This window comes from Pseudomonas aestiva, assembly GCF_039908605.1.
GTDB classification, from domain to species: Bacteria; Pseudomonadota; Gammaproteobacteria; order Pseudomonadales; family Pseudomonadaceae; genus Chryseomonas; species Chryseomonas aestiva.
Genome location: NZ_CP150916.1, coordinates 4,970,111 through 4,982,159 on the forward strand (window position 1 = coordinate 4,970,111; position 12,049 = coordinate 4,982,159).

The following is a 12,049-nucleotide window of genomic DNA, read 5'->3' on the forward strand; positions in this document are numbered from 1 at the left end:
GCTACTGCCCCTTCAAACTCAAGGTTTCAACGCTTCGGCCAGTTGCGCGAGCTTGCCGCGAACGGAGCCATCGATTACCAAGTCGCCGGCGCGGATAACCACACCACCGATCAGGCTCGCATCCTCGGATGCATTTAGTCGCACTTGTCGACCTAGCCTTGCGCTGAGAGCCTTGGCGAGTTTGTCTTGCTGTTCGTCGCTCAGGGCGAAAGCACTGGTGACTTCCGCCTCGATGGATTTTTCCTGCTCGGCCTTGTACGCCTCGTAGATCTCGGCGATGGCCGGGAACAGGTCGATCCGGTTGTTTTCTGCCACGGTCCGAACGAAGTTCTGGGACTGTGCATCCAGCTGATCGCCACATACATCGATGAGCAATCCGGCCTTGGCGTCCGCAGTCAACTGCGGCTGCTGAAGCAGCTGGCGCACGGTCCCATCTTGGGATACCGCGGCGAGCAGCCCTAGCGCGGCCGACCACTGGGTCAGCTGCTGCTGGGACTGTGCGAACTCGAAAGCCGCCTTGGCATAGGGCCGGGCCAGCGTGTTCAGTTCTGCCATTGGTGGCCTCGCTTAGATTTCCGCTGCCAGTCGGTCGACCAACTGGGCATGAGCATTGGCATCAACGGTCGATCCGAGGATCTTCTCGGCGCCGGCCACGGCCAGCACGCCGACGCGAGCACGCAGAGCGTCCTTCGCGGTGTTGATTTCCTGCTCGATTTCCGCCTGAGCCTGCGCCTTGATCCGGTCGCCTTCGGCACGGGCCTTGGCCTGTGCGTCCTCGACGATCTGAGCGGCACGCTTGTTGGCTTGCTCGATGATCTCGGCTGCCTGACCCTTGGCTTCGTTCACTTTCTGGTTGGCTTGCTGCTGTGCCACTTCCAGATCACGAGCCGCGCGGTTGGCAGCGTCAAGGCCATCGGCAATCTTCTTCTCACGCTCACGCAGCGCCGAGATGATCGGCGGCCACACGTACTTCATGCAGAAGAGCACGAAGATGAAGAAGGCAACGGACTGGCCTATCAGGGTTGCATTAATGTTCACGCCAACACCTCGCTCGTTCGTTGTCCATCAGTCCTGCCTACACCCGTGAGGGTGATCAGCCGGCGATCTGACCAACGAAGGGGTTAGCGAAGGTGAAGAACAGGGCGATACCAACACCGATCATGGTCACGGCGTCGAGCAGACCGGCGACGATGAACATCTTGACTTGCAGCATCGGAACCATTTCCGGCTGACGAGCGGCGCCTTCGAGGAACTTGCCACCCAGCAGACCGAAGCCAATGGCGGTACCCAGAGCGCCCAGGCCAATCAGCAGAGCAACGGCGATCGCGGTCAAACCAACTACAGTTTCCATCTTTCCTCCCGACTTTTTTAGTCGTCTTGGTTAAGGTTGAAGCGAAAAAGTTTTCCCAAGTTACCCGGCGGACAACGTCCTCCGGGACTCACGGCAGAACCGCCTCCGGACGCCGTCAGCAGCGTCCGAGGGCCATTCCTTAGTGACTTTCTTCGTGCGCCATCGACAGGTAGACGATGGTCAGCATCATGAAGATGAAGGCCTGCAGGGTGATGATGAGGATGTGGAACACCGCCCACGCCCACTGCAGCACGATACCCAGGCCACCCAGCGCCAGACCGTTGGCGAACATGATGGCGATGAGGATGAAGATCAGCTCGCCAGCATACATGTTGCCGAACAGTCGCAGTGCCAGCGAGATCGGCTTGGCGATCAGGGTGACGAATTCGAGCAGGAAGTTGATCGGGACCAGGATGATCTGCAGCAGCATGTTCTTGCTGCTGAAGGGATGCAGGGTCAGCTCGCCGAAGAAGCCGCCCAGGCCCTTCATCTTGATGCTGTAGAAGATCAGCAGGGCGAACACCGACAGGGCCATGCCCAGGGTGGCGTTCGGGTCGGTGGTGGGCACCACGCGGAAGTAGGTGTGCTCGCCGAACAGCATGCCGGCCACGGACGGCAGCCAGTCCACCGGCACCAGGTCCATCAGGTTCATCAGGAAGATCCAGACGAAGATGGTCAGGGCCAGGGGCGCGATCAGCGGATTCTTGCCATGGAAGGTGTCGCGGACGCTGCCGTCGACGAATTCGACCAGCACCTCGACGAAGTTCTGCAGGCCGCCGGGCTGACCGCTGGTGGCCTTCTTGGCGACGCTGCGGAACAGCACCAGGAAGATCAGGCCGAGGGCGACCGACCAGCCGAGGGTGTCCACGTGGAAGGCCCAGAAGCCCATTTCCTTAGCTTCAGCGGGGGTGTGGGCGAAGCTCCAGCCGTTCACCGGGTGCATACCATAGGTCAGGTTCTGCAGGTGGTGCTGGATGTAGCCCGAAGCGGAGTCTGCTGCCATGTGTGCCTCGAATGCCTTAAGGTCTAGTCGGTTTTTTCAGTAGCAGGGGCGCGCCGGCATTGACCATCAGCGTCAACAGGTAGACGCCGAACAGTGCAGGAGCCGAAAGCGGTTTTACCCCAGCAAACGTCAGTGCAAAGAGCACTGCCGTGAGAATCAGTTTGCCCGCCTCGCCCGAGTAGAAAGAACGGACGATGTCTTGGGCGGCATGGGCGCCACGATAGCGGAACGCCTTGAACGAAAAATACAGATTGGGCAGCCAGGCAATCAGCCCGCCCAACAATCCGGAATAACCGGCGACCTTACCGACGAAGCAATACAAGACAACGGCGGCACACGACGCGACAGCCAGTTGGACGAGCAGCAGGCGAAAGGCAGGCTGGTGATGGAAAGGCAGGCGTTTGGGCGTGCGGCGGTCCATCGGCTCGAAGTCCTCTGGTGTCGGCTTAATAGTTGTTTTCACTGGCATGCTTTGTGCCGACAAAAAGCGGGCAAAGTATAGGGGCGCGTCCGGAGTGGTTCAAGCCACCCCGGACAGATTGCCGTCCAGGCTCGCAGGCATTTGTGTCAGCGAATGTGCGCCAGTACGCCTTGAAGTTCGTCCAAAGAGGTGTAACGGATCACCAGTTGACCCTTGCCTTTCTCGCCATGGCGGATCTGCACGTTGGCGCCCAAACGTTCGGCCAGACGCTGCTCCAGCCGACTGATGTCGGGATCGACCACCGCGGCCTTCTCCTCCGGCTCCGCGCCGCTGAGCCACTGGCGCACCAGGGCTTCGGTCTGGCGGACGGTGAGGCCCCGTGCGACAACGTGCCGCGCCCCTTCGGCCTGGCGCGCCTTGGGCAGACCGAGCAGTGCCCGGGCATGGCCCATCTCCAGCTCGCCCTTGGCCAGCATTTCCTTGGCGTCTTCGGCCAGCGCCAGCAGGCGCAGCAGGTTGGTCACGCCCGAGCGCGACTTGCCGACGGCTTCGGCCACCTGGGCCTGGGTCAGCTCGAATTCGTCCTGCAGCCGCTGCAGGGCCATGGCCTCTTCCAGCGGATTGAGATTCTGCCGCTGGATGTTCTCGATCAGCGCCAGGGCGATGGCCACCTGATCGGGCACGTCGCGCACCAGCGCCGGGATCCGCTCCAGACCGGCCTGCTGGCTGGCCCGCCAGCGGCGTTCGCCGGCGATGATCTCGTAACGACCTTCACCGATGGCACGCACCACGATGGGCTGCATCAGCCCCTGGACGCGGATGGAGTTGGCCAGCTCTTCCAGAGCGGTCGGATCCATGTGCCGGCGCGGCTGGTACTTGCCGCGCTGGATGATGTCCAGCGGCAGCGATTGCAGTTCGCTGACCGGGGTGGCGGCAGCCTGCTCCTGCAGGACCTTGACGCTGGCACCGCCGAGCAGGGCGTCGAGACCGCGGCCCAGACCTCGTTTCTTCACAGCCATGAGGATTCCTTAGGCAGTCTTGGCGACGCGAGCCGCCTTGCGCTGACGTTTGACCAGCTCGCTGGCCAGTTCCAGGTAGGCCGCGGCCCCCTTGGAACTCTTGTCGTAGACCAGGGCGGGCATGCCGTAGCTGGGCGCTTCGGCCAGGCGGACGTTGCGCGGAATGATGGTTTCGTAGAGCTCGTCGCCGAAGTGCTGCTTGAGCTGGGCGGCGACGTCGTTGGCCAGGCCGATGCGCGGATCGAACATGGTGCGCAGCAGGCCCTCGATCTTCAGCTGCGGATTCAGCCGCTGGGCGATGTGCTGGATGCTGCCGACCAGATCGGTCAGGCCTTCCAGGGCAAAGTACTCGCACTGCATGGGAATGATCACGCCATCGGCGGCCACCAGGCCGTTGATGGTCAGCATGGACAGCGACGGCGGGCAGTCGATGAGGACGTAGTCGTAGTTGTCCCGCACGGGGGCGAGGGCATCGCGTAGCCGGCTCTCGCGCCCGGTCATCTCCAGCAGCTCGACTTCCGCGGCGGTGACGTCGCGGTTCGAGGGCAGCAGCTGGTAGCCGCCGTGCTCGGAGAAGTGCATGGCGTCGAGCAGGCCGCAGGCCCCGGTGAGGACGTCCAGCACCGAATGCTCGAGGGCGTGCTTGTCCACCCCGCTGCCCATGGTGGCGTTACCCTGGGGATCGAGATCGATCAGCAGCACCTTGCGCCGGTTGGTGGCGGCCAGAGAAGCGGCGAGATTGATGCACGTCGTGGTCTTGCCCACCCCGCCCTTCTGGTTGGCTATCGCGTAAACCTTGGCCATGTACCGCCTTACCCCTCTCCGTTCGTGCGGCGCAGTATCAGCAAGTGCCGCTGGCCTTGGCAACCGGGAACCGTGAGGACGTGCGCCGCCGCAACCCGGAAATCCGCTGGTAGCTTGGCCAGCTCGTCGTCGGGGTGCAGTCCCTTCATCGCCAGCCACTGTGTTTGGTTGTCGCCCAGGTGGCGCGTCCAGGTGGCGAAGTCGTCGATGGCGCTGAACGCCCGCGAGACGATGCCGGTGAAGGGCGCGGCAGGCTGGAAGGCCTCGACGCGGGCGTGGACCACCTCGAGATTGGCCAGGCCCAGCTCGATCTTGGCCTGGGTCAGGAAGCGGGTCTTCTTGCCGTTGCTGTCGAGCAGGGTGAAGCGCGACTCGGGAAAGAGGATCGCCAGGGGAATGCCCGGCATGCCGCCGCCGCTGCCCACGTCCAGCCACTGCCCCGCGCCCACGTAGGGGACGATGCTGAGGCTGTCCAGCAGGTGCCGCGAGACCATCTCGTTGGGATCGCGCACCGCGGTGAGGTTGTAGGCCTTGTTCCACTTGACCAGCAGGTCCAGGTAGCCCAGCAACCGCTCTTCCACGGCGGCGCTCAGAGCCACGCCCAGGGTCTCGGCGCCCTGGCGCAGTTCGTTGGCTTGGATCGCGCTGGCCATCAGGCGCTGTGCTCCAGGCTGCGACCGGCGCTGCGCTTCTTGAGGTGGATCAGCAGCAGCGAGACCGCCGCTGGCGTGACGCCCGGAATGCGCGAGGCCTGCCCCAGGGTCTCGGGGCGGGCCTGGGCCAGCTTGTGCTGGATCTCCTTGGACAGTCCGGAGATGGTGGCGTAGTCGAGCTCCGCCGGCAGCGCCACGGCGTCGCTGGCGCGCAGGCGCTGGATCTCGTCCTGCTGGCGATCGATGTAGCCGGCGTACTTGGTCTTGATCTCGATCTGCTCGGCGACCTGGGTCTCGGCCGGTGTCTGGCCTACCGCGGCCAGCAGACCGGCATAGTCGATCTCCGGACGAGCCAGCAGGTTCTGCAGGTTGTATTCGTGATTGAGCGGCGTGCCGAAGCGCTCGGCCACCGCCGTGCCCTCGGGCGTGCCCGGGCGAATCCAGATCGCTTTGAGACGCTGCTCTTCCAGGGCGATGCCCTCGCGCTTGGCTTCGAACAGCGCCCAGCGCTGGTCGTCCACCAGACCCAGCTCGCGACCCTTTTCGGTCAGGCGCAGGTCGGCGTTGTCTTCGCGCAGGATCAGCCGGTACTCGGCGCGGGAGGTGAACATCCGGTAGGGCTCCTGGGTGCCCAGGGTGATGAGATCGTCGACCAGCACGCCGAGGTAGGCCTCGTCGCGGCGCGGACACCAGGCTTCACGGCCCTGGGCACGCAGCGCGGCGTTGGCACCGGCGAGCAGACCCTGGGCGCCGGCCTCTTCGTAACCGGTGGTGCCATTGATCTGGCCGGCAAAGAACAGGCCGGCGATGACCTTGGTTTCCAGGCTGTACTTGAGATCCCGCGGATCGAAGAAATCGTATTCGATGGCGTAGCCGGGTCGCAGGATGTGGGCGTTCTCCAGGCCGCGCATGGAGCGCACCACCTCGAGCTGCACATCGAAAGGCAGCGAGGTGGAGATGCCGTTGGGATAGAGCTCGTGGGTGGTCAGACCCTCGGGTTCGAGAAAGACCTGATGGCTGTCCTTGTCAGCGAAGCGATGGATCTTGTCTTCGATGGACGGACAGTAGCGCGGCCCTACCCCTTCGATCACGCCCGAGTACATCGGCGAACGATCCAGGTTGGCGCGGATGATGTCGTGGGTGCGGGCGTTGGTGTGGGTGATCCAGCAGCTGACCTGCGCCGGATGCTGCTCGCGATTGCCGAGAAAGGACATCACCGGCAGCGGGGTATCCCCTGGCTGTTCGGTCATCACCGAGAAGTCCACCGAGCGGCCGTCGATACGTGGCGGCGTGCCGGTCTTCAAGCGGGAGACCCGCAGCGGCAGTTCCCGCAGGCGCTGGGCCAGGGCGATGGCGGGCGGATCTCCCGCTCGTCCACCGCTGTGATTCTGCATGCCGATGTGGATAAGACCGCCGAGGAAGGTTCCAGCGGTCAGCACCACGTTGTCGGCATGGAATTTCAGGCCCATCTGGGTGATCACCCCAGCGACCCGATCGCCTTCGACGATGAGGTCGTCACAGGCCTGCTGGAATATCCACAGGTTAGGCTGGTTTTCCAGGGTGTAGCGGATAGCCGCCTTGTACAGCACGCGATCGGCCTGGGCGCGAGTAGCGCGGACGGCAGGTCCCTTGCGGCTGTTGAGAATGCGGAACTGGATGCCGGCGAGATCCGTCGCCGCGGCCATGGCGCCGCCCAGGGCATCGATCTCCTTGACCAGATGGCTCTTGCCGATGCCGCCAATGGCGGGATTGCAGCTCATCTGGCCGAGAGTTTCCACATTATGCGTGAGCAGCAGGGTGCGCACACCCATGCGAGCGGCCGCCAGGGCCGCTTCGGTACCGGCATGGCCGCCACCGATCACGATGACGTCGAAACGGGAAGGAAAGTCCACCACGCACCTCGTGCCTGTTGGCAGGAATTCGAAGGAAAGCCGGCAAGTATAAGGCCTAGGCCAGTCTTGCAGAAGGGGCCCTGGCCAAAAAATGACCAGGCGCCGTGGTAGACGCTCAATATAAACAATAGAGAAGAAAATTTTAAAAGGACTGATATAGAGCTTATGTATATGCAGGCCCTTCGCTGTGGATAAGCTTATCCAGCCCTTGGCAGGTCTGGGCTGGGGAAAAAATGAACCCGGTGTACGTCTTGTGCTGTGGATGAACACAAGCTATCAGCATCCTGTGGACCCTTTGCCCGCTTATCCACAGTGACAATCATGGACAGGACGTGCACCGATTTATGGGCAGACCTCAGGCAGGGTTATCAACAGGGCTCTGGAAGGGGGAAGTGAGGACAGACAAGGCCTGCATTGCACAGGCCTGCTACAGCGGAGCGGGAGTTACTTGCCGATGCAGAAGCTGGAGAAGATGCGGCCGAGCAGATCGTCGGAGCTGAAGGCACCGGTGATCTCGCCGAGTACCTGCTGAGCCTGGCGCAGATCCTCGGCCAAGAGCTCGCCGGAACCAGCCAGGGTGAGCTGACGATAGCCGTGGTCCAGGGCGCTGGCCGCCCGCTGCAGGGCATCCAGATGACGGCGGCGGGCGCTGAAGCCGCCCTCGGTGGTCTGCTCGAAGCCCATGCAGGCCTTGAGATGCTCGCGCAAGGCCTCGACCCCGCCGCCATCGGTGGCGCTGAGGGCGATCTCCACCGGGGCGGTCGACGCCAGCAACCCGGTGGGCTCACCGGTGAGGTCGGCCTTGTTGCGGATCACCGTCAGCTTGTCCAGCGGCGGTCTGGCGCTTAGCAGTTCCGGCCAGAGCGCCTGGGGATCGCAGGCTTCCGGTGCGCTGGCGTCCACAACCAGCAGCACTCGATCGGCTCCGGCGATAGCGTCCAGGGCCCGCTGGACGCCGATCTGTTCCACCCGGTCATCGGTATCGCGCAGACCGGCCGTATCGACCACGTGCAGCGGCATGCCATCCAGATGGATATGTTCACGCAGGACATCGCGGGTGGTGCCGGCGATGTCGGTGACGATGGCGGCTTCGCGGCCGGCCAGGGCATTGAGCAGGCTGGACTTGCCGGCATTGGGGCGGCCGGCGATCACCACGGTCATGCCGTCACGCAGCAGGGCACCGCGATTGGCTTCGCGACGGACCTCCTGCAATTCGGCCTGGACCCCCTCCAGCAGGCCTTGGACCCGACCGTCGGCGAGGAAGTCGATCTCTTCCTCGGGAAAGTCGATGGCGGCCTCGACGTAGATACGCAGCTGGATGAGTTGCTCGACCAGGCTTTCCACGCGACGGGAGAATTCGCCCTGCAGCGAGCGCAGGGCATTGCGCGCCGCCTGTTCGGTGCTGGCCTCGATGAGGTCGGCGATGGCCTCGGCCTGGGCCAGGTCGAGCTTGTCGTTGAGAAAGGCGCGTTCGCTGAACTCGCCCGGGCGGGCCAGGCGCGCGCCCTCTTCCAAGGTACGGCGCAGGAGCAGGTCGAGGATCACCGGGCCGCCATGGCCCTGGAGTTCCAGCACATCTTCGCCGGTAAAGGAGTTGGGACCGGGAAAGAACAGCGCGATGCCGGCGTCCAGCACGCTGCCGTCGGCGGCGAGGAAGTTGCCATAGTGGGCATGCCGCGGGGGCAGCTCACGGCCGCAGATCGCCCGCGCCAGGGGGGCGGCGAGGGGCCCGGAGACGCGGACGATACCGACTCCGCCGCGTCCGGTAGCGGTGGCGATGGCGGCGATGCTGTCGGAAGGCAGGGACATGACAATCCTCCAGAAAGCACGACGCCCCAATCAAGGGGCGTCGTGTGGACAGGGTGAGCGGGGTCAGGCCTTCTTGCTGGCCGCCTCGATCTTCCGGGTAATGTACCACTGCTGCAGGATCGACAGGCAGTTGTTGACGATCCAGTACAGCACCAGACCGGCCGGGAACCACAGGAAGAAGAAGGTGAAGATGATCGGCATCATCTTCATGACCTTGGCCTGCATGGGATCCGGCGGTGCCGGGTTGAGCATCTGCTGCACCAGCATGGTGCCGCCCATGATGATCGGCAGGATGAAGAACGGATCCTTGGCCGACAGGTCGGTGATCCAGAACATCCAGGGCGACTGGCGCATCTCGACGCTTTCCAGCAGCACCCAGTACAGCGCCAGGAACACCGGCATCTGCACCACGATGGGCAGACAGCCACCCAGGGGATTGATCTTCTCCTTGCGGTACAGCTCCATCATCGCCTGGGACATCTTCTGGCGATCGTCGCCATGCTGTTCCTTCAGCGCCTGCAGTCGCGGGCCGACGGCACGCATGCGGGCCATGGAGCGGTAGCTGGCGGCGGACAGCGGGAAGAACAGCATCTTGATGATGATGGTCAGGACGATGATCGACCAGCCCCAGTTACCCAGGATGCTGTGGATATGCTGCAGCAGCCAGAAGATCGGCTGGGCGATGAACCACAGGAAGCCGTAGTCGACGGTCAGTTCCAGACCGTGGGACAGGGTCTTGAGGTGCTCCTGGATCTTCGGACCGGCATAGAGGGTCAGCGAGGTCTCGCCCTTGCCACCCGCCGGCACGCTGAACTGCGGACCGGTGAAGCCGACGATGTAGTTGCCCTGGGCATCCTTGCGGGTGGTGATCTGGTGCTGCTCGTCCTTGTTCGGCACCCAGGCGGTGACGAAGTAGTGCTGCAGCCAACCGACCCAGCCGCCCTGCACCGCTTCCTGCAGGCGATTCTTGTCCATGTCGCTCATGGACACCTTGCGGTAGGGCTCGGCCGGGGTACCGACCGCGGCGCCCAGGTAGGTGGACACGCCGGTGGCGGTGGTGGCCGAGGGATCGCCGCTCTTGTCACGCTTGAGCTGGGCATAGAGCACGCCGTTCCAGGCGCTGGCGCTCTGGTTGTCGATCAGGTAGCTGACCTGGATCTGGTAGGCGTCCGGGTTGATGCAGGCGATCTTCTTCTGCGCCTTCTCGGCGTCCGAGCAGTCGACCTTCAGGCCCCGGTGGAAGGTGAATCTCTTGATGTAGTCGACGCCATTGGCCTGGTACTTGAGATCCACCACCAGCTGCTGCTGGCCATCGGCGAGCACGTAGCTGGACTGCGCCGAGGTGTACAGCGGACGACCGGCGCTATTGGCATCGGGACCGTTGGCACCGGTCAGGCCGCTCTGCGCCAGGTAGAGACGCTGGGCGCCGTTGTCGAACAGCATGAAGGGATCGTTGGGATGGTCCTGGCGGCTCGGGTACTGCACCAGGCCGAGCTGGACGATGTCGCCGCCGCGGGGGTCGATGGCCAGATCCAGGACGTCGGTACGCACCTTGATGAGCGCGGTGCTCGGTTGGGCAGCCGCGTTGTCCACCGGGGCAGCTGCCTTGGCATCGGCCGGGACGTCGGTGGGCACGTTGGGGGTATCGCCCGGCAGGACGCTGGTCTGCGTCTTGGCCGTTGGCAGATCGCCTTGGCCGTAATCCTTGTTCCACTGGAAAACCAGGGTGTAGGACACGATCGCCAAGGCGGCAATGAGTAGCGGGCGCTTGATATCCATGTTTACTCGGCCATCGAAGAGGTCGGGGCTGGGTTCTTTGCGGGAGGAACGGGATCGTATCCGCCTGAGTGCCAGGGATGGCACCGGCACAGTCGCCGTGTGGTCAGCCAGCCACCACGCAGCAGCCCGTGGCACTCGATGGCTTCGAGGGCGTAACCGGAACAGGTCGGATAGAAACGACAGTGACTGGCCATCAAGGGGCTGATGGCATAACGGTAGAAGCGAATCAGCAGCAGGGCCGGTTTACGCATGAGCACCGTCGGGACTGTCAATGGGGTGGGCAATCGTCTTGCTCGCCTGGCGATTGAGACGTTTCCACAGTTGCAGCAGCTGATCGTGCAATTCGGGATTGTCGACCTCGCCGAGTCCCTTGCGGGCGACGAAGACCAGATCGAAGCTGCCGAGGCGGTCCTGATTCAGCCGGAAGGAATCCCGGATGACCCGCTTGATGCGATTGCGCTCGACAGAAAGCTTGACGCTTTTCTTGCCGATGACCAGCCCCAGGCGGGAATGGTCGAGCCCATTGGCATGGGCGAGCAGCAGCAGGTGCTTGCCGGATGCCTTGTGGGTGGGAGAGTCAAAGACCGCCTGGAACTGTTGGGAGCTCAGTAAGCGCCTGTCCCGACCGAAACCCTGACTCACCACCTGACCGGGCAATCAGATCGCCAGACGCTTGCGGCCTTTGGCACGGCGACGGGCGAGAACCTGACGGCCGTTCTTGGTTGCCATACGAGCACGGAAACCGTGGACACGGGCGCGCTTCAGGGTGCTGGGTTGGAAGGTGCGTTTCATGGACTTTTACCTAGGTGAAAGCGGCAAGGCATGAGTGCCCCGCGCAAAGAGACCGGCGATTCTAGAGAAAGCCTCGGTATAGGTCAATTTCCAACCAGCACCGGCTGGCAGACGAGCGCTTAAATAAAATCAACAGGTCAGAAGGTTTTAAAAGACTGTTGAAGTGAATATGTATGGTGCAGAGGTTTTCTGTGGATAGAACGTGGCAGCCCTTGTCTAGCCTGGTCGGAGCGGCAGCGGAAAGTCTGTTTTCAACAGGTGTGCCGAAGGTGGTCAGGCTGTCCAGGGGCTGTGGATAAGCAGAGCTGTTACGCACAGCCGGATTATCCACAGAGAAAAACCCCGGGATGTCCAGAGAGGTCAGACGGCCTTATCCACAGTGCTGACGGTCATACGCCCGGTCGCGACGGTTGAGGCGGCTATCTGCCGGGAAACTGCGCAGTCATGTGGATAACCCAGGTGGGGAGGGATACAATGGGCGTTTGCTCATGGCCCGTCCGGGCCGCTCCAGTTCTTGGGAGACGCT

At 63.2% G+C, this 12,049-nt stretch carries 14 protein-coding genes; all 14 read right to left on the reverse strand.

Annotation, left to right across the window (positions count from 1 at the left end):
* Positions 1-18: 18 nt before the first annotated feature.
* Positions 19-555: a F0F1 ATP synthase subunit delta gene (locus AABM56_RS23045; protein ID WP_007160121.1), complete on the reverse strand. Its 537-nt coding sequence runs from the start codon at positions 553-555 to the stop codon at positions 19-21.
* Positions 556-567: 12 nt separating this feature from the next.
* On the reverse strand, positions 568-1,038 hold the full coding sequence (locus tag AABM56_RS23050) for a F0F1 ATP synthase subunit B (protein WP_007160122.1): 471 nt from the start codon (positions 1,036-1,038) through the stop codon (positions 568-570).
* Between the two features lie 55 nt (positions 1,039-1,093).
* Complete coding sequence (gene atpE, locus AABM56_RS23055) at positions 1,094-1,351, reverse strand: F0F1 ATP synthase subunit C (protein WP_003097235.1); 258 nt, start codon at positions 1,349-1,351, stop codon at positions 1,094-1,096.
* 139 nt (positions 1,352-1,490) lie between these two features.
* On the reverse strand, positions 1,491-2,354 hold the full coding sequence (atpB, locus tag AABM56_RS23060; RefSeq protein WP_133860216.1) for a F0F1 ATP synthase subunit A: 864 nt from the start codon (positions 2,352-2,354) through the stop codon (positions 1,491-1,493).
* A gap of 16 nt (positions 2,355-2,370) precedes the next feature.
* On the reverse strand, positions 2,371-2,775 hold the full coding sequence (locus AABM56_RS23065; RefSeq protein WP_133860217.1) for a F0F1 ATP synthase subunit I: 405 nt from the start codon (positions 2,773-2,775) through the stop codon (positions 2,371-2,373).
* Between the two features lie 146 nt (positions 2,776-2,921).
* Positions 2,922-3,794 carry a ParB/RepB/Spo0J family partition protein gene (locus AABM56_RS23070; protein WP_133860218.1) on the reverse strand — a complete coding sequence of 291 codons (873 nt, stop codon included), beginning with the start codon at positions 3,792-3,794 and terminating at the stop codon, positions 2,922-2,924.
* A gap of 9 nt (positions 3,795-3,803) precedes the next feature.
* Positions 3,804-4,598 (reverse strand): ParA family protein, encoded by a 795-nt coding sequence (locus tag AABM56_RS23075; RefSeq protein WP_133860219.1) that lies wholly within the window; start codon positions 4,596-4,598, stop codon positions 3,804-3,806.
* A gap of 8 nt (positions 4,599-4,606) precedes the next feature.
* The gene (rsmG, locus tag AABM56_RS23080) at positions 4,607-5,251 is read right to left on the reverse strand and encodes a 16S rRNA (guanine(527)-N(7))-methyltransferase RsmG (RefSeq protein WP_133860220.1); all 645 of its coding nucleotides are present in this window, start codon (positions 5,249-5,251) and stop codon (positions 4,607-4,609) included.
* Positions 5,251-7,143, reverse strand: coding sequence for a tRNA uridine-5-carboxymethylaminomethyl(34) synthesis enzyme MnmG (mnmG, locus tag AABM56_RS23085; protein ID WP_133860221.1), 1,893 nt, complete (start codon positions 7,141-7,143; stop codon positions 5,251-5,253). Before mnmG ends, rsmG begins: the two co-directional genes overlap by 1 nt.
* A 444-nt stretch (positions 7,144-7,587) precedes the next feature.
* Entirely contained in the window at positions 7,588-8,952 is a 1,365-nt protein-coding gene (gene mnmE / locus AABM56_RS23090; RefSeq protein ID WP_133860222.1) for a tRNA uridine-5-carboxymethylaminomethyl(34) synthesis GTPase MnmE, read from the reverse strand.
* 63 nt (positions 8,953-9,015) lie between these two features.
* Positions 9,016-10,731 carry a membrane protein insertase YidC gene (gene yidC, locus AABM56_RS23095; protein WP_133860223.1) on the reverse strand — a complete coding sequence of 572 codons (1,716 nt, stop codon included), beginning with the start codon at positions 10,729-10,731 and terminating at the stop codon, positions 9,016-9,018.
* Positions 10,732-10,733: 2 nt separating this feature from the next.
* On the reverse strand, positions 10,734-10,982 hold the full coding sequence (gene yidD / locus AABM56_RS23100; protein WP_133860224.1) for a membrane protein insertion efficiency factor YidD: 249 nt from the start codon (positions 10,980-10,982) through the stop codon (positions 10,734-10,736).
* Positions 10,975-11,376: a ribonuclease P protein component gene (rnpA, locus tag AABM56_RS23105; protein WP_133860591.1), complete on the reverse strand. Its 402-nt coding sequence runs from the start codon at positions 11,374-11,376 to the stop codon at positions 10,975-10,977. The genes yidD and rnpA overlap by 8 nt, the downstream gene beginning before the upstream one ends.
* Positions 11,377-11,388: 12 nt before the next feature.
* Positions 11,389-11,523 (reverse strand): 50S ribosomal protein L34, encoded by a 135-nt coding sequence (rpmH, locus tag AABM56_RS23110; RefSeq protein ID WP_017641476.1) that lies wholly within the window; start codon positions 11,521-11,523, stop codon positions 11,389-11,391.
* Between the last annotated feature and the right edge of the window lie 526 nt (positions 11,524-12,049).